Origin of the sequence: Vibrio sp. 10N.247.310.98, assembly GCF_041467395.1 — a bacterium.
Lineage (GTDB): Bacteria > Pseudomonadota > Gammaproteobacteria > Enterobacterales > Vibrionaceae > Vibrio > Vibrio crassostreae_C.
Genome location: NZ_JBFSUL010000049.1, coordinates 1 through 23632, shown reverse-complemented (window position 1 = coordinate 23632; position 23632 = coordinate 1). Strand labels below are relative to the sequence as shown.

Sequence of the window (23632 nt, the reverse complement as noted above, 5' to 3'; positions counted from 1 at the left end):
ATAAAAGGAAGTGTAATGCATTCAAAATTCTTACTCTCTTCTTGCTTGCTAATGAGTGGGCTGTCTCAAGCAGCTTCATTAGAAGAGTCCGTGGCCTTTGCCATCGACTATAGCCCAGAGATATTGGCGCAATACTCCCGATACCAATCGGTGGTCAGAGACGGAGACGCTGCGAGTGGTTTGTATATGCCACAAGTGAACTTGTACGCGGCAGCAGGCTATGAAGAGACACGCTACAACAGTGGCAGCAAACTCGATAGCGATGATAGAGGCCTAACGAGAACGGAAATTGGCGTTAAAGTATCCCAGTTACTATTCGATGGTTTTAAAACGACCTCGAATGTCGATCGACTGACGTTCGAAGCGGAAGCTGAGCGTCTAACTCTGATTTCGCGAGCTGAAAACGTATCGTTAGATGTGGTGAGAAATTACCTCGATATCCTCAAGGCAGAGACGCTACTTGAACTGTCTAAGCGTAATGTAAAAGAGCACCAAGAGATCTATCAAGATATCCAAGATAAAAAGAGCAAAGGCTTGAGTAGCAACTCGGATCTGGCTCAAATCTCCGCCCGTGTTGCGACGGCGCAATCTTCACTAATCGCTGCTCAAAACAACCTGTTTGATTTACAAACTCAGTACCTACGTTTAGTCGGCAAGCCTGCTGTGAACTTGGTTTATCCACGTTTTGATTATGCTTTGTTACCAAGTTCAGCACAGGTCGCGCTTGAACAGGCTGTCGAGAATCACCCTGAAATCCAAGCTTCTTTGCTTGATATTGATGCCGCTCGTAAAGAAATGCGCCGTGAGAAGGGGGATTACTACCCAGAGCTAAAACTTGAGCTTCATGCCAATAAGAATGACAACGTATCTAACCCGCCAGGCGGTGTCGATGAAGATGCACGTATCATGTTGACGATGGATTATGACCTGTTTAATGGCTTCTCTACCGACTCCAGGGTTGAATCGTCAGCTTGGCGAGTGGAAGAGGCAAGGGCGATCCGATTACGAACAGAGCGTGAGGTTCGAGAAGGTACACAACTGGCTTGGAACGCTTACAAAATGCTTGAGCAGCAAAAATCCTTACTTCAACAGAATGTTGATGCAGCGAAAATTGCAGAGCTTGGCTATATCCAGCAATTCAATGTTGGCAGACGAAGCCTTCTTGATGTACTGGATGCAAAAGTAGAAGTGTTTTTGGCTCGAAGAAACTTCATCAGCACTGAATATGATCAAACGTTAGCGGCTTATCGAGTGTTAAATGCGATGGGTATGTTGACGTATGCGTTGAGGATTGAACATCCAGAAGAGTGGCAAGGGGAGAATAAGTAATGAGATATTTTAAACTAGCGCTACTTAGCTCTATCTTGCTAATGGGATGTGCAGAAACGCCTGATACGACAATGACACGCCACCAAATTGATGACTTAGCGGATAATGACCGAGATGGTGTGATTAACCAGCGAGATCTATGTGCCGATACGCCAGAAGGTGTAACGGTAGACATTAAAGGGTGTGCCAATTGGAAAATTGTCGAAGACGTTGAAGTATTAAGTGTGGCATTTGATTTTGATAAGTATGACCTTAAACCTGATCATACCGCTGTATTAAATGAGTTGGTGCGTTTACTAGGAGAGCAGCCTGATGCTTCGGTTACCTTGGTCGGAGATACCAGTGCTGAAGGTACAAACGTGTATAACAAAGCATTGGCCAAGAAAAGAACGGGCGTGATTCGAGACGCATTGATTGATAGAGGCATCAATGGTGAGCGAATCTTTGAACAAGAGTTTACTCAGATAACCAGCTTAACTCAGCATCTTCACAAGCGTAAGCGTAGAACGATCGCGGTGATTAAAACAGAAAGCATGGAAGTGAACCCATCTTGGAACATCTTCACTTCAGAAATGCAGCTCGATAGTAATAGCGATGTTGAGTCTAAAACGTCGATTGATCCAGTAGGAGGCCAGTAATGAAATGTCTAGCTAATAAATCGGGCTTGCTGCTTGCTGCTGTACCTGCGTTGTTCTCTGTATCGACATTTGCAAATGATGCCAGTGACATTGGTTTGGTCGCGATTGAGCCGAATATGCAGGGGCTTGTAGAAGATCTGCTTAAGAGCCAAGAGATCGACTTAGAAATCTTGTTGAGTGACAGCGTCCCAGAACAGATGATCATGCAGCGCTCGCGTGTTGGTATCACTTCCAAAAAGTGGACTGACAAAGAGATGGCAAGGTTTGATATGCGTTACGGTTATAGGCCAACAGAGCTGATGTTTACCGCTGACGTGATTGCGATTCTAGCCAATGAAAATAACCCTGCGACATCAATCACCGTCGCTGAATTAATTGATGTGTTTGGTTGTTCTAACGATCCTAAACATCCAAAATGGTCAGCAAGTAGTGATATTCGTAACGGTGAAAGCCTAGATACTCATATGTTGCCCTTTGCCATTGATCACAACCTGAAAGGCCATACTACCTTTTCAAGTTGGGTCGAATGTGGAACAGAAGGAGAATATGCCCATACTCAGTTCTTAGCGGATTTACCTGATCTGATTAATAAGATTGAAGACGAAGATGCCGCCATTGGTTACACCGTTTACTCAGATCAGATCTCTGATGTGAAATGGTTGAGCGTGGTTGATAACCTAGGTGTGAACTACGACCTAAACAAAGAAACGATCCTCTCTGGTCGTTACCCGTTAGCAACGGTTTATTACATGTACTTGAATATTCCAGCGCATCGCAAAGGCTTTACGGAACAAGAGGAGTTCTTTGTTGGGCTTACCTTGTCACAAGATCATCAAGTCGTTTTGAACCAATACGGCTTCATCAGCTTGCCGCCAGAAGCTATTCAACGTAACAAAGTCAGATTGTCGCTTGAAGAGCCTGCTATTGAAGGTGGCTACAAGTAATGGGTATGTCATTTTGTAACTGTTGTGGGAGAGTGATATTCTCTCTTTCGTAATGGTTCTCAACGTGACGGATTACGTTATTCGGTGATGAAATTATCTAGCGGGCATGTATGCCCGTTTTTTTTCGCCTAAAATTTGCGACTCGAGCAGTTGTTTGTCGTTTGGTCACGTATAATGGACACTTCATATAGCGCTAAATAAGCCCAGTCGATGAAAATCTTTCAAGTTCTAATCTTGCCTCTAATGCTGTCCCTCAATGCTATTTCATTTTCAGCGCAAGCAACCGAAAGCTGGTGGCTAAGAACAGTATTTAACAGCAGCCCAAGTCAGCCGAATTCTCAAAACTATATTAACGACATCGAGTTGATGGATTGTGGTGAGATCGAAGATACGCTGTTATGCAGTGACTTAACCCAATATTACGATCTGGATGTGTATGTGGAACTGGAACTGGGCGACTCAAGCGTTGAAACAGTTCGCTTAAACCTGCCATATTCGGACCTAAGTTACACAAAGCTTCAGGCATACCTTCGCCAAGATGGCTTTGCTCTCAGTTCAATTCGTATTGGTGAAGATGAATTCGATGTTACAGCTCAACTCGAACAAGCTCGAAATGAAGGTGTTGGTTTCGATAAGGTGGATAAACAGCTGGTCGAATTCATCAACGCGCCTCACGGTTCAGCAGAGCAACTGAGTGTGTGGAATGTGCCTAGCTTATCTTCTTCTAGCTCTACTTCTCCTTGGATTCAGTTACAGAGTGATGGTGACAACTTAACGGTTGAACTTAATCGTTTTTAATTGCTCAAATTTATAGATAGTTTCGTTATTTATTAGGCTAAACAAGCCTTTCAGGAGAACGGCTCGCGGGCAGACAGCAAGTTATAATTCATTTAAGTGTTCGTTTTTCTGCGGCTCTCACATTTTTAATAAGCGTTTAGCTTTGCCATTTGTTATACGTTGAGCCTTCGGTAAAACGAGCTTAGGATACGTTCAGTATTGATAAAGGAGACAACCCATGGTTGCAAGAGTAACGATAGCGCCACAAGGCCCAGAACTTTCTGAGTTGGTGCAAGGATACTGGCGTACAGCAGAGTGGGGCATGACCCCGCAACAACGCCTGACTTTCCTGAAGCAACATATTGATCTTGGCATCACAACTGTTGATCACGCGGATATTTACGGTAACTACCAATGTGAAAAGTTGTTTGGTGAGGCGTTAGCGCTTGAACCAAGCCTTCGTGATGATATTCAAATCGTCACCAAGTGCGATATCAACCTATGTGGTGACCACACTCCAGATCGTAAGATCAATCACTATGACACCAGCGCGCAGCATATTTACCAATCAGTAAATAACTCATTAGAGCACTTAGGTGTTAACGATATCGATGTATTGTTGATTCACCGCCCTGACGTGTTAATGGATGCCGATGAAGTAGCAGAAGCGTTCGCAGAGCTACACAAAGTAGGTAAAGTTAAGCACTTCGGTGTTTCTAACTTTTCACCGCGTCAGTTCGAACTGCTTCAATCTCGACTCGGTAAGCCGTTAGTGACCAACCAAGTTGAAATCAACCCATTGAACTTCGAAGTGGCTCATGATGGCACGCTAGATCAACTGCAGATGAACCGCATTCGCCCGATGGCGTGGTCTTGTCTCGGTGGTGGTAGCATCTTCAGTGGTGATTCAGCGCAAGCGGTTCGCGTTCGTGATGAGCTAGAGGCGATTCGTCAAGAAGTCGGTGCAGACAGCATTGATCAAGTGATTTACGCTTGGGTTCGTCGTTTACCATCTAGTCCAATTGCAATTATTGGTTCTGGTAAGATTGAGCGTGTGAAGACGGCCGTTGATGCACTGAAAATCGAGCTGACGCGCGAACAGTGGTATCGCGTATGGGTGGCATCTAAAGGTCACGGTGTGCCATAGAAAGCAATTCGTATAGAAGTTAAAGCCAGCTAACAAAGCTGGCTTTTTTGTGTTCGCCTAACATGTTTCTCCAAAACTGTGATTAAGGTGGAATAATTTTCAAAAACACTCATAATGCACTCTGTTTTTCACCAGTTGGATATTTCCATTGAGCACTTCAAAATTCTCTTCAATCGCCCTTAAACCAGAGCTTCTAAACACGTTAGATTCTCTTGGTTATACTGAAATGACGCCTATCCAAGCGTTAAGTCTTCCTACTATCCTAAATGGCAAGGACGTTATCGGTCAGGGTAAAACGGGTTCAGGTAAAACAGCTGCTTTCGGTTTAGGCGTGCTGCAGAACCTACGCGTTAAGCGTTTCCGTGTTCAGTCTTTAGTGTTATGTCCGACTCGTGAGCTTGCAGACCAAGTAGCAAAAGAGATTCGTACTCTTGCTCGTGGTATTCACAACATTAAAGTGCTGACACTATGTGGCGGTATGCCAATGGGCCCACAGATTGGTTCACTAGAGCATGGCGCACACATTCTTGTAGGCACACCTGGTCGTATTCTTGATCACCTAGAGAAAGGCCGCATTGACCTGTCTGAGCTGAACACACTTGTGTTAGATGAAGCGGATCGCATGCTAGAGATGGGTTTCCAAGACGCTTTGGATGCTGTGATTGAAGCGGCGCCAAAAGAACGCCAAACTCTGCTATTCAGTGCGACTTTCCCTAAACAGATCAAATCTGTTGCAGACCGCATTATGCGCAATCCAGAAATGGTGAAGGTTGAATCAACACACGATCACTCAAGCATCCAACAACACTTCTACAAGTTAGAAGGTTCTGAAGCTCGTGATGACGCTCTAGAGCTGCTGTTGTTGCATCACCAACCGGAGTCTGCGGTTGTGTTCTGTAACACTAAGAAAGAAGTGCAGAACGTAAACGATGAGCTAAGCCACCGCGGTTTCAGTGTTATCGAACTTCATGGTGACATGGAACAGCGTGAACGTGACCAAGCTTTGGTTCAGTTCTCAAACAAAACCATCTCGATTCTAGTGGCGACAGACGTTGCGGCTCGCGGTCTTGATGTTGATAACCTAGATGCGGTGTTCAACTTTGAATTGTCTCGCGACCCTGAAGTTCACGTACACCGTATTGGTCGTACTGGCCGTGCAGGAAGCAAAGGCGTAGCGATCAGCTTCTTTAGCGAAAAAGAGATGTACCGTGTTGCTCAAATTGATGAGTACATGGACATGCCAATCGAGCCATCTGAACTGCCAGCAAAACCAATTGCTAAGCCGTACTACTCAAACATGGTTACCATCCAAATTGATGGCGGTAAGAAAGCTAAGCTTCGTGCTGGTGATATTCTTGGCGCACTGACGGGCCAAGGCGGCATTGATGGTAAATCAGTAGGTAAGATCAATCTGTTTGCAATGCGTGCTTACGTAGCGGTAGAAAGATCTGTGGCTAAAAAAGCACTGAACAAAATCGAATCAGGTAAAATGAAGGGTCGTCAATTCCGCGCCCGAATCCTGAAGTAATTCGAGACTGAATCCCTTTGCTGCGATATGTCTAATTAACGACATTGCTAATTAATGGCATTGCAGTAAAGGGTGTTCCACAAAATGCCACTTAAGTTTCTTATCTTAGGTTTATCGACCTAGTCCTCTATACCAAAGCATTATTCATCGGGTCTTATCGAATAAAGATCGTTGATATGTTTTCCTTTGCTAAGATACCAAGTCATCGCTTCCTGTCGATTGTGAACGAATATCGTGATTGTGGTTATTGATCCATCGTCAAAATAACAAAGCTCATATTCTAAATCGCTTGTATGATCAGGAATAGCGGCCATAGCTTCCCTCCCAAATATCAATCATTTTAAATACGTCAACCCAACTCATTTATAGGGCTCGTATCACGTCAAATGAGTAATAAAATCAAGTTACATCACTGCCATTAATTATTTTTAGTTTAATCATTTGCCTAAATAGCTAGATTAGCAAGTTTGGGTCTCAATTTATCTCAAAGTTTTTACGACCACTGTTTATTAAGACTACTTTTATAAGAGCTAGAATTAGCGTTATAAAAACTGGGCTAACCTTAAAGGGATGAGTTAATCGGTTTGTGGCTTTGTTGAATGTCGTGAGAGGGTAGAATGAGAAAGTGCCGGTGGTTAGTTTTAGTGATCTGTTTTCTATTTACTGGGTGCGGGACCAAGTTCGCCTATAACAATATAGGTTGGTTTGTCGTTAGCTATATAGAAGATTTTGTTTCCCTCTCAAATAGCCAAGAATCAGAGCTTGAAGAGCGATTAGATATATTACAGAAATGGCATAAAGAAACTCAGCTACCTCTGTATATTTCGCAATTAGAAGCGATTCAAAACGTAGAACGGTCGGATATGAATCCCGCTTTTATTGTTGGCCAAAGTGAAGAAACGAAAGAGCATATTCGCTCAATCGTCAATAAGTTCGCTCCAGATATTTACGCCTTGAGTATGCAGCTTAGCCCTAAGCAAGACAGGGAGTTTTTAAAGAACTTTCGTGAAAAGCAGCAAGACTATTATGAAGAAAGGTTGTCGTTGAACGATGCCGATTCGAGAGAGCGATACCGAAGCAGAATAGAAGAGCGCGCAGAACGGTGGTTAGGTTCAGTATCGAAAGAACAAAAACAGATTATTTTGGCTTGGTCTAAAGAGTGGGTAAATACCAATAGCAGTTGGCGACAATATCAAAACAACACCTATCAAGAGCTAACGACGCTGATGGCAAAGAAGAGCGATCTGCATATTGCTCAGCCGATTATCATGAAGTTGCTTTTAAACAATGAAGCTTATTATCCTGATGAACTTGAGTCACAACTCAACCAAAATATGGAAACATCAGCCAAGTTTTTAGTAGATATCGCCGCGACCAGCAGTAACAAGCAGTGGGCGTATTTTATGAATGAATTAGAAAGCCTCAAAGGAACGTTGAAGTCATTGCAAGAGTAGAGCGTCCCTTTTAAAGGCTAGCGGTTATTGTCGAGCTAGCCTTTCATCCCACTTTAAGGTGAATTTCGGAACCTAACCCCTGTTGCTCATCAGTAGTTTTGGAATCGAACCTTTGGCTGTCTTCGATATTTTCTGCATCAATTGGAAGCTCGGCTGTTGAATACCGTGGTCACTCTGCAGCTCATCGATCATTAATAACCACAACCTTGCTGTCATTTCTGAATCGGCTAACGCTCTGTGGAAAGTACCGTCGTTGTCGATATTTTTGAAACGCACAAGGTCGCCTAGCTTATGAGTTGGTGCGTCTTGGATTAGACGACGAGCTATCAACATTGAGCAAGCGAACTGTCCATTGTAATCGCGACCAATATTATCTAATTCCGCATCAAGAAAGCGCTTATCAAATGAGGCATTGTGAGCGACAAGTTGGCTGTCTTGAATGAAGTCTGCAAACTCATCCATCACTTCACTACAACTGGCCGCTGTGCTTAACATACGGTTACTGATTCCGGTATAACCTTCAATGAATCCACTCACACGAAATCCCGGGTTCATGAGCTGCTGGAAGGTGTCGACGACTTCGCCGTTAACGAGTTTAACCGCACCGATCTCAATCGCTCGGTCGCCCATATTTGGTGATAAGCCAGTGGTCTCGAAATCGAGAACGATAACGGAATCTGCGGAGTTTGGAGCCATCGTGTTTCCTAATTGCTGTTTGGTAGTATCGCTTTGTATGGGGCGTTTGGTGTTGCTATGGGTCAATCAGTTATTTGCTAGTGCCGATAGTAAGTTCAGTGTAACCCGTCGAATCGTCGTGCTCTCTGCTGAAGGTCAAAGTATCGTAGCGGTGAACGATAAGTTCAGTGGTGGTTGCGATAATCGTCCCTTCAAGCAAATGCCCACCAATCACGTTGCCATTCTCATCAGCAACGGATATATGAACATGCTGGTGGTTTGGGGTTAGCGTCGCCATAAGAGACACAATTTCGAACGGAGCTGTGATTAGCTTGGTGTTGTTCGCATTAGCTAAACGAATATTGAGTTGAGAGACACAACCGACACAAGAAGCGATAGAGCCTGCCGAGATGTTGTGTGTGGTCACTAACCTTTGGATCTCAAGCTTTAGGTCTTGGCCGCGGGTTAATCTCGTTGCGATAGGAGTAATCATCTCATACCTCTGTTTTATCTGTGTATCAAAGAACAAAACGAAGCCGCATAGGGCTTCGTTTTATTTTCATTTTGGCTAATGCGACTTTTCTTTTGGTTAATGCAACTTTGCATTTTCTGTCGCTGAAATTACTTAGTCTTGTTGCTGTTCTCTTTTCTTCTTAGGAACGAAGTTCAATACTGAGATTGGCACTTCTTTGCGTGGTTCGAAACCTTCAACAACGCGACGTTCAATCAAGTGACCCAGACGCTTTTCAATAATGCACAGGTTTTTGAAGTTATCTTTCGATAGGAAAGATATCGCTTCGCCAGACGCATCAGCACGGCCTGTACGACCAATACGGTGAACATAGTCGTCCGCTGGGAAAGGCATGTCGTAGTTTACTACGCGGCTTAGGTTGTCGATATCGATACCACGAGCAGCAACACCCGTCGCGACTAAGTACTTTAGACGACCTTTCTTGAAGTCAGCCAAGATTTTTTCACGAATCGCTTGGCTACGTCCACTATGGAAAGCTTCCGCTTGAATACCACGTTTCTCAAGTTGAGCAACCAACTTAGCAGCGCCGTGCTTGGTTTCGATAAAGATAAGCGCTTGGTCCCAGTTGCCTTCGGTAATCATGTGGCTCAATAGTGCTGACTTACGGTCTTTATCTACGGTAACTAACCATTGCTCAATGTTCGCTTTAGACGCATCTGTCTTGGCAATCGAAATCTCTTCCGCTTCGCTGATAGCACTTTTCGCTAGCGCGCGCACTGGCGTTGAAAGCGTTGCTGAGAACAGTAGATTTTGGATGTCTTGTGGTAGACGCGCGATGATCTTGTTGATGTCTTCAATGAAACCCATGTCTAGCATGCGGTCAGCTTCATCTAGAACCAGAACTTCAACTTCATCAAAGTGAATGGCACGTTGTCCGTACATGTCGATCAAACGACCTGGTGTTGCCACAAGAATGTCGACACCTTCAATCAGGCGATCTTTCTGGTGTTGGTAAGATACGCCACCGTACATCGCTAATGATGTTAGGTTTAGGAACTTCGCGTACTTAGTAATGTTCTGTTCAACCTGAACTGCCAGCTCACGCGTTGGTGTCAGGATAACTGCGCGGATACGTTTTTTACGCTGCGTTTCACCTTTGCTTAGCATTTCTAAGATAGGGAGAACAAAGCTCGCAGTTTTACCTGTACCTGTTTGTGCTGCAGCAATAAGGTTCTTACCAGAAAGAACAATCGGAATTGCTTTTTCTTGAATAGAGGTTGGCTTTTCATAGCCTTGTTTTGCAACGGCTTTAACAATAGGTGAGCTTAATCCAAGCTTGGAAAATGGCATAAGTTTCTCGGTATGATTTGGCTAAATAGCGATGGAAAGGTTCAACAATCTTATATGAGGATAAGATTAATGGCTGCATTCTACCATGTTGCTTGCTCACCGCTAGTCACATGCACATAAAAAAATCCAGTGTCGACAAGACACTGGATTTTCAGTTTTGGGTGTTCGCTATTTAGCTTGGGTTTATCGAAAGCGTTTAAGCGATCTCAATCTTCTCGGCTTGGTTTTGCTCTGCCATTGATAGTGCTAGCGCTTCTGCAGCCTTAATACCATCAATACCAGCGGAAAGGATACCGCCTGCGTAGCCTGCACCTTCGCCAGCAGGGAAGAAGCCCTTAAGGTTGATGCTTTGGAAGTCTTTACCACGTTTGATGCATACAGGAGAAGACGTACGAGTCTCAACACCAGTTAGTAGGCCGTCTGGTGTAGAGAAACCTTTGATCTTCTTCTCGAATGCTGGGATTGCTTCACGAATCGCTTCGATAGCAAAATCAGGCAGCGCTTTTGAAATGTCTGTTAGGTGGATACCCGGCGTGAATGACGGTTGTACTTCACCGATTGCACTCGGATCGCGACCTTTCAAGAAGTCACCGATTTTCTGAGCTGGTGCATCGTAGTTTTCACCACCAAGAACATAAGCGCCACTTTCAAGTTCACGTTGTAAACGGATACCAGCCAGTGCGTCACCTGGGTAATCACGTTCTGGGTCGATACCAACTACGATCGCGCTGTTTGCGTTACGCTCTGCACGAGAGTATTGGCTCATGCCGTTTGTTACTACGCGGCCTTCTTCAGACGTTGCAGCAACCACAGTACCACCTGGGCACATACAGAAGCTGTATACAGTGCGGCCATTCTTACAGTGGTGAACCAGCTTGTAGTCCGCCGCACCTAGAATTGGGTTGCCTGCGTTTTTACCGAAGCGAGCTTCATCAATCATTGATTGCTTGTGTTCGATACGGAAACCAACAGAGAAAGGCTTCGCTTCCATGTAAACGCCACGGTCGTGTAGCATTTCGAATGTGTCACGAGCACTGTGACCAACAGCCAGTACTACGTGGCGAGATTTGATCTCTTCGCCGTTAGAAAGCGTTAGGCCAGTGATTTGACCATCTTCCATATGAACGTCGTCAACACGAGTGCTGAAACGGATTTCGCCACCAAGTTCAATGATAGAAGCGCGCATCTTTTCGATCATGGTAACCAGTTTAAAGGTACCGATGTGCGGCTTACTTACGTATAGAATTTCTTCTGGTGCACCCGCAGCAACGAACTCTTCAATTACTTTACGGCCGTAGTGCTTTGGATCTTTAACTTGGCTGTACAGCTTACCGTCAGAGAAAGTACCTGCGCCGCCTTCACCAAACTGTACGTTTGATTCTGTGTTCAGCGTACGCTTACGCCAGAAACCAAAGGTATCTTTCGTACGCTCACGAACTTCTTTACCACGCTCAACGATGATTGGGTTGAAACCCATTTGAGCAAGCACTAGGCCAGCGAATAGACCACATGGGCCAAAACCGATAACCACAGGGCGCTCAGTTTGGTTCTCAACCGCTTTAGCAACAAACTTGTACTCCATATCAGGAGTCACTTTTACGTGCGGGTCGCTAATGAATTGTTCTAACAACTCAGCTTCGTTTTCAACGAGAACGTCAAGCGTGTAGATAAGTAAGATCTTTGATTTCTGACGAGCATCGTAGCCACGTTTAAAGATATTAAAAGAGAGTACCTGATCAGAGTTAATACCAAGTTTCGCTTCAATAGCGTCTTGAATAGCAGACTCTTCATGGTCTAGTGGGAGTTTAATTTCGGTTAAACGTATCATTTCGATGTCTCGTTTTTATAGGTGTCTTAGCTAGATCGTTTCTTAATACAGAGTTTGATGGAAACGCTGATGTTCAAAGAAGCGATAAGCTCACAATGGCGCGCATTTTACGAGAAATTGATTTATCTGTCATACTAATTTGGAAACATGGAGCAAATAGACACGATATTAGAGCCGTATGATGTTGAATTTTGCTTTGGGATGAGTATTATCCCCATTCTTCAATTTTGACTAACTTATAGAGCAGAGCATCATGGCATTTGTCGTAGGCGATAATTGTATTCAATGTAAATACACAGACTGTGTGGCAGTGTGTCCCGCAGATGCGTTCCATGAAGGCCCAAACTTCATGGTAATTAACCCAGTCGAATGTATTGATTGTGGCTTGTGTGTACCTGAATGTGATGCTCAAGCAATCTTCCAAGAAGACGAACTGCCAGAAGATCAAAAGATCTTCATCGAAGTGAACGCAGAGCTCGCTGAGATTTGGCCTGTGCAAACGGAAGTAAAAGCACCAATGGATGACGCTGAAAAGTGGAATGGTGTGTGTGATAAGTTGGCAATGCTAGAAAAGTAATTGTTGAAAAGAACTCAAATAAAAAGGCGTACTGATTTAATCAATACGCCTTTTTTAATATCTGAACACTGTCGATTGGCTAGTTAGCTTAGAGGTCTAGCAGTGCTGACGACGCATGTTGTCGAGAATAATGCCTGTCGCCATTGCAACGTTCAAAGACTCTGCGCCACCGAATGCTGGAATCGTAATCTTATCAGTCACGTATTTAGCTGCGTGTTCACGGATGCCGTGAGACTCACTGCCCATCAATAAAATGCCGTTAGCAGTAAACTCAGTCTTATGAACACTTTCGCCTTCTAAGAAAGCACCGTAAACCGGTAGGTTCGCTTGCTCTAAGTAAGCTGGTAAGTCTGTTTGGCTTACGTGTACGCGGCCAAAGCTGCCCATAGTCGCGCTGATCGTTTTAGGGTTGTATGGGTCTGCGCAATCGCTGCTCGCAACGATATGCTTGATGCCGTACCAGTCTGCTACGCGAATAATCGTACCTAGGTTGCCAGGGTCTGAAACGCCATCAAGCGCAATCATCAGTCCTGTTGCTTCTGGTAGTTCAAACGTTGGGATCTCAACAACCGCAATCGCTGCGTTGTTACTGACCAAAGTGCTCGCTTTGGTTAGATCATCCAGCGAGGCTTCAACACAATCAAACTCAATCAGTGAAGCATGATTTTCAGATAAGAAATCAGCGGTAGCAAAGACATTCTTCACCACTAAGTCACTATTGAACAGCTCAAGAACGTTCTTTTCACCTTGAACTAGAAACAGGCCGTGGGCTTTACGTTGTTTCTTTTGACCCAAAGCACGAAGGAGTTTTAATTGGTTTTTTGAAATCATGTTTTTATCCTAGATATAAGCCCGCGCATTATAGAGCAAAGGTTAGCGAACCAAAAGCGTGATAGCTCAATGCGATCCATATAAAAAGCAAAAGCGATCCACTTAAAAAAGAAAAGCGCACTAAATAGCGCGCTCTTATGGGATTTACTTACTTAAGTTAAGCTGAACTGACAGCCTAATACGGAGCAGGGTAGCGCTTAAAGACTGTGTTGATATCAGTCAGGATCTCTTCTGATAACGGTTTACTGAAAGCGGCTACGTTCTCTTTTAGCTGCTCCATGGTCGTTGCACCAATGATAGTGGACGTCACCCCATCAACTTGATTACACCAAGCCAATGCCAGTTGGCTTGGAGTGAACCCGTGAGCATTCGCCACTTCAACATAGCCTTTAACCGCTTCATTGGCAGATTCAGTATCACGAAAAATGCCTTTACGTTGCATGTAAGTCCAACGGCTGCCTTCCGGTCTTGCGCCATCGATGTACTTTCCACTCAACATGCCTGCAGCTAAAGGTGACCATGGCAGGTAAGCGACATCTTCATGCACACAGTTCTCAATCAGATATGGCCAGTCTTTTGCGTGCAACAAGCTAAATTCATTCTGAATCGAAACCATACGTGGCAAATCGTGTTTCTCGCTCAGCTTGAGGTATGTGTTAATGCCCCAAGTAGAATCATCTGAAAGCCCGACATGGCGAATTTTCCCCGCCTTAATGCAGCTTGCCAGTGCTTGTAGGATTTCCAACATCTCAGCTTCATGCTGCTTTCGGTCAATATCACTGAATCGAATGTGATTCGGGAAATGCTTACCAAAGTGAGGCGTTGTACGATTTGGCCAATGAAGTTGGTAAAGGTCGATATAGTCTGTTTGTAGGCGTTTTAATGATGCGTCAACGGCTGCGATCACCGCTTCACCCGTTATCGGGCCGCCATCTCGAACCCAAGGAAGCCCTGGCCCGGCAATTTTGCTCGCAATGATCAACTCTTGTCGACGCTGTGGGTTACGCGATAACCAGTTACCAATGATCGCTTCTGTTTTTCCGTAGGTATCTGGAGAAGGTGGAACCGCGTACATCTCTGCAGTATCGATAAAGTTAATACCTTGGCTTAATGCGTATTCGATCTGTTGGTCGGCTTGCTGCTGCGTATTTTGTAGCCCCCAAGTCATGCTGCCAAGACAGATACGGGAAACGGGAATTTGACTACTTCCTAGCTTTGAATATTCCATTGAATTCGGGGTTCCTGTGGTTAGGTTCTCTGGTACTCGCATTATAGTTTTGAAAAGAGGGCGAGTGAGGAATGAAAACGAATATGAATTATTAGCACAAAATGACACGACAAGGTATGGCATCGGGGAGTTTAGTGAGTCATTTCTCAGCGCTGCAAGCTAGTGTGTGCAATGCGTGAAAATACATTCGCGAGAAACTATGAGCCAATTGGTGATCGAGAAGTGAAGAACAACAAGCAATGAGCGAAGGTTTAATGTTCAGCTTGTTTGGGAGTGGGGGAGAGGAGAACAGATCAAAAATAAAAAAAAGCTCTACCGGATAGAGCGTAGAGCTTTTTTATAGGGGTCTTAATAGTGCTAGGTATTCATTGAGTTACGAGGTCGCGTTTGTGTCTAATCCACCCTGGATCTGCGCCTGTCTTAGAGCTTCCTGCCTTTGAACTTCTTTCTCAGTTAATACTGGTCGAAGCGTTTCCTCAGAGGCTTGAGGAGAGAAAATGAAATATTTATTAATCGTCATAACTGTGTCTCCGTGTAACGTATGACAGATTCTGCATCAAGGATAAATTGTGATCATCATCCACTTTGTACTTTTGTTAGGCTGAGAGCGGAGGGCGTAGAATGCGTACAAAGCGATCTCTTATCATCCGTATGCAATGTTGAACTGACGAAACCCTCTGTTTTCAAGTATAGGAAGCGCATCTAATTTCGCACAATAATGATTTAGAGCAATTACATACATGGTCAGGGGCGTAAGATGAAAACCCTCGCTACTGACTCTGTGCTCGTATTTATTTAACGATGTATCACTTATCGACATAATAATTAAGTCAGTAAATCAATTACTTAATCCATGGTGAGATGAATTATGGAAAAGCTTGTAGAACGTTTTCTGAATTACGTTACTTTTGATACCAAATCCGATCCTTCTAATCAGCAATGCCCAAGTTCACCGGGTCAAATTACCTTTGCTGAAGCCTTAAAGTTAGAATTGGTGGCATTAGACTTAGTTGATGTGTCTTTAGATGACAATGGATACTTGATGGCGAAACTGCCGTCGAATGTCGATTACGATGTGCCTGCGATTGGCTTTGTGGCGCACATGGATACCGCTCCTGACGCATCAGGCGCCAACGTGAAACCACAAGTGATTAAAGATTACCGAGGTGGAACGATTGAATTAGGGGAAAGTGGCGAGAGTTTGAACCCAAGCCAGTATCCAGATCTTGATTCTTTACATGGTCACGACCTGATTACGACTGACGGCACAACTCTGCTTGGTGCCGACAACAAAGCGGGCATCGCTGAAATCATCAGTGCAATTGCTTACCTGAAAGCGAATCCAGACATCAAACACGGCGACATCTGCATTGGTTTCACGCCGGATGAAGAGATTGGTCGCGGTGCGAACCTGTTTGACGTTGAAAAATTTGGCGCCGAGTGGGCGTACACCATCGATGGTGGCCCAGTAGGGGAGTTGGAATTTGAGAACTTCAATGCCACGAGCGCCGATGTTATCTGTCATGGCGTGAACGTTCACCCGGGCACCGCAAAAGATAAAATGGTGAACTCGATGAACATTGCAGCGCAATTCCAATTGATGATGCCTGCGCAAGAAACACCAGAGTGCACAGAAGGTTATGAAGGCTTCTACCACCTGAAATCGGCGGAAATGGGTGTGGCTCGCTCTGAACTGGGATACATCATCCGTGATTTTGAACGTGAGGGTGTAGAAGCGCGTAAAGCATTCATGCAGCAGAAAGTCGATGAGCTGAATGAGCGCCTTGAGAAAGGCCGTGTTGAGCTGGTGCTAACCGATAGCTACTTCAACATGAAAGAGATGGTTGAACCGCATCAACATATTATTGAATTGGCCAAGCAGGCGATGATTGAGTGCAATGTCGAGCCAATGGTTAAACCAATCCGAGGTGGTACAGACGGTGCTCGCTTATCTTTCATGGGGCTACCATGTCCGAATATCTTTACTGGCGGTTACAACTTCCACGGTATTCATGAGTTCATTACCATTCAAGGCATGGAGCAAGCGGTAAAAGTGATTGTTGAACTGTCACAACGTACAGCAACGCATTACCAAAAATAGAACATCAGAGCGTTATATCTCTTTGTATTTTTGAGAGTATTCAATAATACTCTCTTTAAGCATAAGGGAGTACGCGATGAAAAAGTTAGTTTTACTTTGCACCCACTTAGCCGTGGGTGCTGTTGGTTTTGGGCTAGGTGTTTACGCATTGCCTATCTTGATTGAGCCTGATTCTCCTTCCTCAAGTTCTGTTGAAGCGATCAGTGAGCAGGCTATCTACACGGGCGAGTTCACTAAAGATCGACAAGACAGTGACTTCTTGCACTGGGGAGAAGGCATCGTCTCAGTATCCGAAAGTGCGATCGCTTTTGAAGGTGAATTGGCGCCGGGACCTGATTACAAGGTTTATCTCTCGCCTAAGTTCATTGAAACCGAGCACGCTTTCAATGACAGCAAGAACGAGTTATTGAGAGTCGGAGATGTGAAAACATTCGACCGCTTTATGGTTGAGCTTCCCGAAGGTACTGATCTTAATCGATTTAATACGGTTGTGATTTGGTGTGAAACTTTTGGCCAATTTATTACTTCTGCCAAGATAAAATGATAGCCTTACCAATAGCTGATTTAGGCACGTAAAAAAGCGCTCTATTTTTGAGCGCTTTTTCATAGCGAAGTCTCCGCTAATCGTTGTAAAGCTCGTCGTTGTAATGCTAAGGAATAAGTAATGGAAAAAGTGTGGCAAGTAATTGATTTTCTACTCGCTCATAAGTTTATTTTTAGTGCGTTGATTATCACTATTATTTTAATCATTCGCCGAATCACCTTATCTCAAATAAGAGGTGATGTTGCTTTCCTTAGTGAAGACCAACGTAACTGGATGTCACGAACCAAAAACGGCACATTCGCGATTATTGTTGCGACGTTATTTGTGCTGTGGAAATCCGAAATCAGCGAGTTTGCGCTATCTGTCACGGCCATTGCTGTTGCGATAGTAGTGGCTTCAAAAGAGATCATTTTGTGTTTCACCGGTTCTATTCAGCGTGCGAGTTCTCGTTCATTTAGAATCGGCGACTGGATCGAAGTGGGTAAAATCAGCGGTGAAGTGATTGAGCACAATCTGATGGCGACCGTGATTCAAGAAATCGATTTGTATCATGGGCAATATCACTTCACTGGCAAGACAGCCACGCTGCCTAATAGCATGTTCTTCACTTATCCGGTTAAGAACCTCAACTTCATGAAGCGTTATGTTTATCATAACTTTTTTGTGACGGTGAAAGACTTTGTAAACCTATACCCTATGCTGTCGGGTCTTATTGTGAAAATTGAAGAGCATTGCGAAGAGTTTATCGATGTTGCTCGCCGTTACAACGGTGTGATCGAAAAGCACGCTGGTGTTGACCTTCCGGGTTCTGAGCCTCACATCCATATCACAAGCAGTTCGACAGGTGAGCAAGAAGTCCATTTTATGATTTTCTGTCCAACCGAGAAGGCGGTTCATCTAGAGCAAGAGATTCGTAAAGATTTCATGGAAGCATACGCTGAAGCATTTCCTGTCAGTGCTTAATCCTGCAGTCCGCTGAGCCCCAAACAAAAGAAAGCCGAGAGCGATAATATCGACTCTCGGCTTTTTTGTTCTAACTATCTGTTCGTTTAATCTAGGTCAGCCAGTGGCAACCAATCGACTTTTACGCCTGCTTGTTCAAACATATCTTGGCTCACTTTGATTTTGTCTCCCCAGCGAGAAAGAAAGTCTTCACTTTGCTCTGGGCAGTGAACCGCAGAAATACCGGTTTGGATGATTTTCGCTGCGCAGTTTGGGCAAGGGAAGTGAGTCACCCAGATTTCACAGCTGTCCAAATCACGCTTGGCGAATAAGATCGCATTTTCTTCAGCGTGAAGTGTCTTGAGGTACTTCATCTCTCTGTCATCAGTATCCGCACTATCAGACACGCCATGTGGGTAGCCATTAAAACCAACAGAAACAATGCGGTTGTGCTTAGTGATTACGGCGCCGACTTGAGTTGAAGGATCTTTACTCCAAGAACCGACCAATTCCGCCATTTGATAGAAACGTTTAGCCCATTTTGAAATCATGAGAATTCCTTAACAATTAAATGTGAATGCTTATCTGTCTGACAATACATTATGTTAGACAATATCCATAGAGAACAAAAGCTGAGAGATTGATTTACTTAGGAATTGTAGCGTGTTTGTAATCACTTTATAAGCACTTGGTTTCAATTAACATATTGATACACTTTGGCCAGTTATAATTGATATTCCTCGGACATTTGAAGCAATTGTGTTACGTAACTTTTATGCTGTTCAATTTCTCATAAGTGACGGTATAACCATGCGTAAAAAGTTAATCCTTACGGCTCTTGCAAGCTCTCTTATTCTTGCTGGATGTGGGCAAGATGCTCAGAATGCCAAGCAAGCGCCTTTACCTCTCGTAGCTGTACAGGATGTTAGCGTCGTTTCTCACCAACAAAGTAAGTCGTACATCGGTCGTATTGAAGCCGTTGAAGACACGGCAATTACTGCACAAGTTTCTGGCTACCTGCAAAGCCGCCATTTCAAAGAAGGCCAAATGGTTGAAAAGGGTCAATTGCTTTATTCGATTGAACCTTCTTCGTTTGAAGCCGAAGTAGCAAGCGCAAAAGCGTCTGTTGCTCAAGCGAACGCGAACCTTAAGAAAGCCGAGCTTGATTTTAACCGTGGTAAAAACCTACTTCCGAAAGGCAGTATTTCTCAATCAGAATTCGATGCATTAACGGCAAACTTATTAGGCTCTCAAGCACAGCTTGAAGCCAGCCAAGCTCAGTTAAACGCCGCGAATGTCCAACTTTCTCACACCAAAATTATCGCGCCTTTCTCTGGAAGAATCAGTGACACTAAAGTAAGTAAAGGTGACCTAGTTTCACCGTCTTCAGGTGTTCTGACAACTTTGGTTAGCCTAGACCCAATCCATGCATCGTTCAGCATCAGTGAGCGTGAGCGTATTGAGTTAGGTATGGACCGAATTGAAGGTGACGGCAGCAGCGATTCTGATCGTGTTGAAGTGCAAATCATGCTTGAAAATGGCGAAGCATTCGAACATCTAGGTCAGCTCGATTTCTTGGGCAACCGTATCAACCTAAACACTGGTACGATCGCGATGCGCGCTATTGCCGATAACCCAGACCAGCAATTGCTTCCTGGTCAGCACGTTCGTGTTGATCTGCGTGAGAAGCAATCTATTGATGTCGTAACCATTCCTCGCCGCGCGGTTCAAACCGACCTTGAAGGCGACTTTGTTATGGTGTTAGTTGAAGGCGAAGCTGCTCCTGTGGCTGAGCGTAGAAACATCGAAATGGGTCGTCAGGTTGAAGGTGGTGTGATTGTTCATTCTGGATTAGAGAAAAACGACGCAGTCATCACTCAAGGCCTACAGCGTGTACGTAATGGTATGTCTGTTCGTATTCAAGCTTCTGCTGAACAAGCTGAGTAAGGGGACTATTTATGTTGAGTCGTTTCTTTATTCAAAGGCCTAAGTTTGCCCTTGTTATATCCATCATATTAACGCTGGCGGGTGCGATTTCTCTCGCTATCTTGCCGGTGGCTGAATATCCAAAAATTAGCCCACCGTCGGTCAGTGTGTCTGCATTCTATACGGGCGCAAGTGCTGAAGTGGTGGAGCAGGCGATAGCCGACCCCATAGAAACGTCGGTTAACGGCGTAGAAGATATGATCTACATGTCCTCTAAAAGTGCTAACGATGGTTCATACAACCTTAACGTGACCTTTGATGTCGGTACTGATGCTGATATGGCTCAGGTCAACGTGCAGAACCGTGTTGCTCAAATCGAATCGAAGCTTCCGCAAGAAGTTCGAATGGTGGGTGTCACCGTTAAAAAGCGTTCACCAGACCTTTTGATGGTATTGAACTTCTATTCGCCAAACGGTGAGTACGACGATCAATTCTTGATCAACTACGTTAACCTAAACATTAAAGACCAACTGGCTCGTGTGAAGGGCATCAGTGAAGTTAACGTGTTGGGTGGTGGTGAATACGCGATGCGTGTTTGGTTAGATCCTGAGAAAATGGCTAACCTCAATATCACCACTTCAGACGTGAATCGCGCGTTGGCAGAGCAGAACGTTCAAGTTGCTGCAGGCCGTATTGGTGCTGCACCTTATAACAACGCACAAGAAGTGCAGTTCAACTTGGTAACAAAAGGCCGATTAGAAACAGCTGATGAGTTTGAAAATGTTGTTCTTCGTGCAACTCAAGACGGTTCAACGGTTTACTTAAAAGACATTGCACGTGTTGAGCTTGGTAAAAAGTTCTACGACGGTAATGGTAAATACCGTGGTCAAGATGCGTCGATCGTAACGCTGTCACTTCAATCAGACGCTAACGCGCTGGAAAGTGGCAAAGCTGTGATGGCGATGCTGGAAAACTTAAGCAAGAACTTCCCAGAAGGCGTGGCGTATGAAGCAAGTTACGACACTACACTGTTTGTTGCTGAGTCGATCAAAGGGGTAGTAAAGACCTTAATCGAAGCCATCTTGCTGGTTATTGCGGTAACGTACCTGTTCTTGGGTAGTGCGCGTGCAACCTTGATTCCTGTAGTTGCGATTCCGGTATCTTTGATTGGTACGTTTGCCATCATGCAGATGACGGGTTTCACCATCAATACGGTAACCCTGTTTGGTTTGATACTAGCGATTGGTATCGTAGTAGATGATGCGATCTTGGTTATCGAGAACGTTGATACCACAATGGCTAAAGACCCAACCATTTCACCGCGTAAAGCCACGCTTATTGCGATGAAAGAAGTAACGGGGCCGATCATTACGTCGACCTTGGTTCTACTTGCGGTATTCATCCCTGTTGCAATGCTTCCTGGTATTACTGGCATCATGTACCGTCAGTTCGCTCTGACTATCTGTATCGCGGTTGTTATCTCTTCAATTAACGCATTAACGCTATCACCTGCATTGTGTTCACTGGTTCTTAAGCAGGGTGGTGGTAACACGGCGCGTTGGTACCAAGCATTTAACCGTGGTCTAGAGTCTGTTACTAACAAATACGGTCAAGTGGCTGGCTTCTTAGTTAAGAAAGGCGTTCTGCTGTTCACTTTCTTCTTTGTGGCTTTGGCGGCTGTGACTTATTTTGCGAAGACAACGTCTACGGCGTTTGTACCTCAAGAAGATAAAGGCATTTTGCTGGTTAACGTTCAGCTTCCTGACGCGGCATCCTTGTCTCGAACCGAAGAAGTGACTAAGCAGCTGCTTGAAATGGTTGAACAAGAGCCGGGTGTTGATGGCGTAACACTGGTTAACGGCTACGCATTTATGACGGGCGCTTCTGCGTCGAATGGTGCGTCAATGTTCATCAAGCTTCACGATTGGGACATGCGTAATGCACTGGATGGTCAACACTCTGCTCAGGCTATCTCACAGCGTATTAATGGTCGTGCTGCGACTGAACTTCCTCAAGCTGTCGTGTTTGCGATGGGGCCTCCAGCAGTACCGGGTATGGGTGCAGCGTCTGGTTTTGAATTCGTTCTTGAAGATACATTAGGTCGTAGCCGAACTGATCTAGCGATGGTGATGAATGACGTGATAGCTGAGGCGAGCAAACAGCCTGAGATTTCACACACATTCAGTACTTTCCGTGCGAACGTACCTCACTACTATGTCGATATTGACCGTGAGAAAGCGCAGCAATTAGGTATTCCGTTGTCGGAAATTTTCCAAACACTACAAGGTAACCTTGGTTCGTTGTACGTGAACGACTTCACCATGTTTGGTAAGAACTTCCGCGTAACCATGCAAGCTGACAGTGAACACCGTAGCAGCATGGACGACCTACAACGATTCCACGTTCGTTCGTCTAATGGCGAGATGATCCCGTTAAGCACATTGGTGACTTACGACCAGATCTTTGAACCAGATGTAGCATGGCGTTACAACATGTACCGCAGTGCCGTGATTCAAGGTCAACCTGCAGAAGGTTACTCAAGTGGTGATGCGATTGCGGCAATGGAACGCGTAGCTGCAGAAGTATTGCCTCAGGGGTATCAGTACGAATGGACAGGCATGGCTTACCAAGAAGTACTAGCAGGTAACCAAGCGATCTTTGCTTTCGCACTGGCTCTGATCTTCATCTACCTGTTTATGGTGGCTCAATACGAGAGTTGGACAATTCCGATTGCGATTATCCTCGTGGTACCTGTCGCAACCTTAGGCTCCTTCTTGGCATTGAATCTAACGGGCACTCCGCTGAACCTTTATGCACAAATAGGTTTGGTTCTCTTGATAGCCTTGGCCGCGAAGAACGCAATCTTGATTGTGGAATTCGCAAAGGTAGAGCGTGAAGAGAAAGACGCACCGATTGAAGATGCGGCGGTGAAGGGCGGTACTTTACGTTTCCGTGCTGTGAACATGACGTCTTGGTCGTTCATCTTAGGTATCTTCCCGCTTATCTTTGCTGCGGGCGCAGGTCACGTGAGTCAGAACTCTTTGGGTATTTCACTGATCGGCGGCCTGTTATGTGTGTTACTGGCGGGTACGTTCCTAATCCCTGGCTTCTACGCATTCGTGCAACGTAAGCGTGAGAAAGCACACGGTGGTAATACCAAGCTGGTTCCGCTTGATGACGAATAGGGGATTGAGTGTCTTGTAAGATTCGTCTCTTGCAAGACCAACCCTCGGAAAACTAATTCCTTGTAAAAACTAAGGTTTAGCATTGCGCTAAGCCTTTTTTTAGGTTCATCGCGGATTAGCGGGAACTAAAAACAAAAACGGTAGTAAGTGATATGG

The 23632-nt window shown here is 44.8% G+C and carries 22 protein-coding genes; 13 read left to right on the top strand and 9 right to left on the bottom strand.

The genetic code is table 11. The features are described from left to right. Nucleotides 1-15: 15 nt before the first annotated feature. The 6 genes from AB6E78_RS17290 (at nt 16) to dbpA (ending at nt 6363) form a co-directional block, all read left to right on the top strand. Entirely contained in the window at nt 16-1329 is a 1314-nt protein-coding gene (locus AB6E78_RS17290; protein WP_065584756.1) for a TolC family outer membrane protein, read from the top strand. After that, the gene (locus tag AB6E78_RS17285; RefSeq protein WP_017059473.1) at nt 1329-1967 is read left to right on the top strand and encodes an OmpA family protein; all 639 of its coding nucleotides are present in this window, start codon (nt 1329-1331) and stop codon (nt 1965-1967) included. Before AB6E78_RS17290 ends, AB6E78_RS17285 begins: the two co-directional genes overlap by 1 nt. Beyond that, nucleotides 1967-2911 (top strand): PstS family phosphate ABC transporter substrate-binding protein, encoded by a 945-nt coding sequence (locus tag AB6E78_RS17280; RefSeq protein WP_017059474.1) that lies wholly within the window; start codon nt 1967-1969, stop codon nt 2909-2911. Before AB6E78_RS17285 ends, AB6E78_RS17280 begins: the two co-directional genes overlap by 1 nt. Nucleotides 2912-3121: 210 nt before the next feature. Further along, nucleotides 3122-3709, top strand: a complete 588-nt coding sequence (locus AB6E78_RS17275) for a hypothetical protein (protein ID WP_102321359.1) — start codon at nt 3122-3124, stop codon at nt 3707-3709. Between the two features lie 217 nt (nt 3710-3926). Then, nucleotides 3927-4835 (top strand): aldo/keto reductase family oxidoreductase, encoded by a 909-nt coding sequence (locus AB6E78_RS17270; RefSeq protein WP_017064347.1) that lies wholly within the window; start codon nt 3927-3929, stop codon nt 4833-4835. A 148-nt stretch (nt 4836-4983) separates the two neighbouring features. Further along, entirely contained in the window at nt 4984-6363 is a 1380-nt protein-coding gene (gene dbpA, locus AB6E78_RS17265) for an ATP-dependent RNA helicase DbpA (RefSeq protein ID WP_017064348.1), read from the top strand. Nucleotides 6364-6503: 140 nt separating this feature from the next. Here dbpA and AB6E78_RS17260 read toward each other — a convergent pair whose 3' ends face one another. After that, complete coding sequence (locus AB6E78_RS17260) at nt 6504-6677, bottom strand: RNA helicase (protein WP_372133993.1); 174 nt, start codon at nt 6675-6677, stop codon at nt 6504-6506. A gap of 303 nt (nt 6678-6980) precedes the next feature. Here AB6E78_RS17260 and AB6E78_RS17255 point away from each other — a divergent pair, with 303 nt between their 5' ends. After that, complete coding sequence (locus tag AB6E78_RS17255; RefSeq protein ID WP_136973986.1) at nt 6981-7817, top strand: DUF6279 family lipoprotein; 837 nt, start codon at nt 6981-6983, stop codon at nt 7815-7817. 72 nt (nt 7818-7889) lie between these two features. On the opposite strand, the gene AB6E78_RS17250 is transcribed toward AB6E78_RS17255, so the two are convergent. The 4 genes from AB6E78_RS17250 to AB6E78_RS17235 all read right to left on the bottom strand — a co-directional run bounded on the left by AB6E78_RS17250 (nt 7890) and on the right by AB6E78_RS17235 (nt 12142). After that, the gene (locus AB6E78_RS17250; RefSeq protein ID WP_017059480.1) at nt 7890-8513 is read right to left on the bottom strand and encodes a PolC-type DNA polymerase III; all 624 of its coding nucleotides are present in this window, start codon (nt 8511-8513) and stop codon (nt 7890-7892) included. 70 nt (nt 8514-8583) lie between these two features. Beyond that, nucleotides 8584-8985, bottom strand: a complete 402-nt coding sequence (locus tag AB6E78_RS17245) for a PPC domain-containing DNA-binding protein (RefSeq protein ID WP_371721934.1) — start codon at nt 8983-8985, stop codon at nt 8584-8586. Between the two features lie 132 nt (nt 8986-9117). Next, the gene (locus AB6E78_RS17240) at nt 9118-10314 is read right to left on the bottom strand and encodes a DEAD/DEAH box helicase (protein ID WP_102393310.1); all 1197 of its coding nucleotides are present in this window, start codon (nt 10312-10314) and stop codon (nt 9118-9120) included. 196 nt (nt 10315-10510) lie between these two features. Beyond that, nucleotides 10511-12142 carry an NAD(P)/FAD-dependent oxidoreductase gene (locus AB6E78_RS17235; RefSeq protein WP_372133992.1) on the bottom strand — a complete coding sequence of 544 codons (1632 nt, stop codon included), beginning with the start codon at nt 12140-12142 and terminating at the stop codon, nt 10511-10513. Nucleotides 12143-12395: 253 nt separating this feature from the next. On the opposite strand from AB6E78_RS17235, the gene fdxA reads away from it, so the two are divergent. After that, nucleotides 12396-12719 carry a ferredoxin FdxA gene (gene fdxA, locus AB6E78_RS17230; protein WP_017064356.1) on the top strand — a complete coding sequence of 108 codons (324 nt, stop codon included), beginning with the start codon at nt 12396-12398 and terminating at the stop codon, nt 12717-12719. 96 nt (nt 12720-12815) lie between these two features. Here fdxA and AB6E78_RS17225 read toward each other — a convergent pair whose 3' ends face one another. The 3 genes from AB6E78_RS17225 to AB6E78_RS17215 all read right to left on the bottom strand — a co-directional run bounded on the left by AB6E78_RS17225 (nt 12816) and on the right by AB6E78_RS17215 (nt 15298). After that, entirely contained in the window at nt 12816-13550 is a 735-nt protein-coding gene (locus AB6E78_RS17225; protein ID WP_102320729.1) for an RNA methyltransferase, read from the bottom strand. 175 nt (nt 13551-13725) lie between these two features. After that, a complete protein-coding gene (locus AB6E78_RS17220) occupies nt 13726-14778 on the bottom strand; it encodes an aldo/keto reductase (protein WP_032545660.1) in 1053 nt (350 codons plus the stop codon). A 373-nt stretch (nt 14779-15151) separates the two neighbouring features. Further along, entirely contained in the window at nt 15152-15298 is a 147-nt protein-coding gene (locus tag AB6E78_RS17215) for a hypothetical protein (protein ID WP_017059486.1), read from the bottom strand. Between the two features lie 348 nt (nt 15299-15646). Between AB6E78_RS17215 and pepT the strand changes: the two genes are divergently transcribed. From pepT to AB6E78_RS17200, 3 genes are all read left to right on the top strand, one after another. Next, nucleotides 15647-16879: a peptidase T gene (pepT, locus tag AB6E78_RS17210; RefSeq protein ID WP_017059487.1), complete on the top strand. Its 1233-nt coding sequence runs from the start codon at nt 15647-15649 to the stop codon at nt 16877-16879. 76 nt (nt 16880-16955) lie between these two features. Next, nucleotides 16956-17423 (top strand): DM13 domain-containing protein, encoded by a 468-nt coding sequence (locus AB6E78_RS17205; RefSeq protein WP_017064357.1) that lies wholly within the window; start codon nt 16956-16958, stop codon nt 17421-17423. A 120-nt stretch (nt 17424-17543) separates the two neighbouring features. Continuing rightward, complete coding sequence (locus AB6E78_RS17200; protein ID WP_065584751.1) at nt 17544-18386, top strand: mechanosensitive ion channel family protein; 843 nt, start codon at nt 17544-17546, stop codon at nt 18384-18386. Between the two features lie 86 nt (nt 18387-18472). Here AB6E78_RS17200 and AB6E78_RS17195 read toward each other — a convergent pair whose 3' ends face one another. Then, nucleotides 18473-18916 carry a dCMP deaminase family protein gene (locus AB6E78_RS17195; RefSeq protein WP_017059490.1) on the bottom strand — a complete coding sequence of 148 codons (444 nt, stop codon included), beginning with the start codon at nt 18914-18916 and terminating at the stop codon, nt 18473-18475. 259 nt (nt 18917-19175) lie between these two features. Here AB6E78_RS17195 and AB6E78_RS17190 point away from each other — a divergent pair, with 259 nt between their 5' ends. After that, a complete protein-coding gene (locus AB6E78_RS17190) occupies nt 19176-20312 on the top strand; it encodes an efflux RND transporter periplasmic adaptor subunit (protein WP_372133991.1) in 1137 nt (378 codons plus the stop codon). Nucleotides 20313-20323: 11 nt separating this feature from the next. Then, on the top strand, nt 20324-23476 hold the full coding sequence (locus AB6E78_RS17185; protein ID WP_372133990.1) for an efflux RND transporter permease subunit: 3153 nt from the start codon (nt 20324-20326) through the stop codon (nt 23474-23476). Nucleotides 23477-23632 lie beyond the last annotated feature (156 nt).

Excerpts from the sequence above, each read along its gene's own strand:
- AB6E78_RS17290 (WP_065584756.1), top strand. The coding sequence starts at position 16 with ATGCATTCAAAATTCTTACTCTCTTCTTGCTTGCTAATGAGTGGGCTG.
- AB6E78_RS17285 (WP_017059473.1), top strand. The coding sequence starts at position 1,329 with ATGAGATATTTTAAACTAGCGCTACTTAGCTCTATCTTGCTAATGGGA.
- AB6E78_RS17280 (WP_017059474.1), top strand. The coding sequence starts at position 1,967 with ATGAAATGTCTAGCTAATAAATCGGGCTTGCTGCTTGCTGCTGTACCT.
- AB6E78_RS17275 (WP_102321359.1), top strand. The coding sequence starts at position 3,122 with ATGAAAATCTTTCAAGTTCTAATCTTGCCTCTAATGCTGTCCCTCAAT.
- AB6E78_RS17270 (WP_017064347.1), top strand. The coding sequence starts at position 3,927 with ATGGTTGCAAGAGTAACGATAGCGCCACAAGGCCCAGAACTTTCTGAG.
- AB6E78_RS17260 (WP_372133993.1), bottom strand. The coding sequence starts at position 6,677 with ATGGCCGCTATTCCTGATCATACAAGCGATTTAGAATATGAGCTTTGT.
- AB6E78_RS17255 (WP_136973986.1), top strand. The coding sequence starts at position 6,981 with ATGAGAAAGTGCCGGTGGTTAGTTTTAGTGATCTGTTTTCTATTTACT.
- AB6E78_RS17250 (WP_017059480.1), bottom strand. The coding sequence starts at position 8,513 with ATGGCTCCAAACTCCGCAGATTCCGTTATCGTTCTCGATTTCGAGACC.
- AB6E78_RS17245 (WP_371721934.1), bottom strand. The coding sequence starts at position 8,985 with ATGATTACTCCTATCGCAACGAGATTAACCCGCGGCCAAGACCTAAAG.
- AB6E78_RS17240 (WP_102393310.1), bottom strand. The coding sequence starts at position 10,314 with ATGCCATTTTCCAAGCTTGGATTAAGCTCACCTATTGTTAAAGCCGTT.
- AB6E78_RS17235 (WP_372133992.1), bottom strand. The coding sequence starts at position 12,142 with ATGATACGTTTAACCGAAATTAAACTCCCACTAGACCATGAAGAGTCT.
- fdxA (WP_017064356.1), top strand. The coding sequence starts at position 12,396 with ATGGCATTTGTCGTAGGCGATAATTGTATTCAATGTAAATACACAGAC.
- AB6E78_RS17225 (WP_102320729.1), bottom strand. The coding sequence starts at position 13,550 with ATGATTTCAAAAAACCAATTAAAACTCCTTCGTGCTTTGGGTCAAAAG.
- AB6E78_RS17220 (WP_032545660.1), bottom strand. The coding sequence starts at position 14,778 with ATGGAATATTCAAAGCTAGGAAGTAGTCAAATTCCCGTTTCCCGTATC.
- AB6E78_RS17215 (WP_017059486.1), bottom strand. The coding sequence starts at position 15,298 with ATGACGATTAATAAATATTTCATTTTCTCTCCTCAAGCCTCTGAGGAA.
- pepT (WP_017059487.1), top strand. The coding sequence starts at position 15,647 with ATGGAAAAGCTTGTAGAACGTTTTCTGAATTACGTTACTTTTGATACC.
- AB6E78_RS17205 (WP_017064357.1), top strand. The coding sequence starts at position 16,956 with ATGAAAAAGTTAGTTTTACTTTGCACCCACTTAGCCGTGGGTGCTGTT.
- AB6E78_RS17200 (WP_065584751.1), top strand. The coding sequence starts at position 17,544 with ATGGAAAAAGTGTGGCAAGTAATTGATTTTCTACTCGCTCATAAGTTT.
- AB6E78_RS17195 (WP_017059490.1), bottom strand. The coding sequence starts at position 18,916 with ATGATTTCAAAATGGGCTAAACGTTTCTATCAAATGGCGGAATTGGTC.
- AB6E78_RS17190 (WP_372133991.1), top strand. The coding sequence starts at position 19,176 with ATGCGTAAAAAGTTAATCCTTACGGCTCTTGCAAGCTCTCTTATTCTT.
- AB6E78_RS17185 (WP_372133990.1), top strand. The coding sequence starts at position 20,324 with ATGTTGAGTCGTTTCTTTATTCAAAGGCCTAAGTTTGCCCTTGTTATA.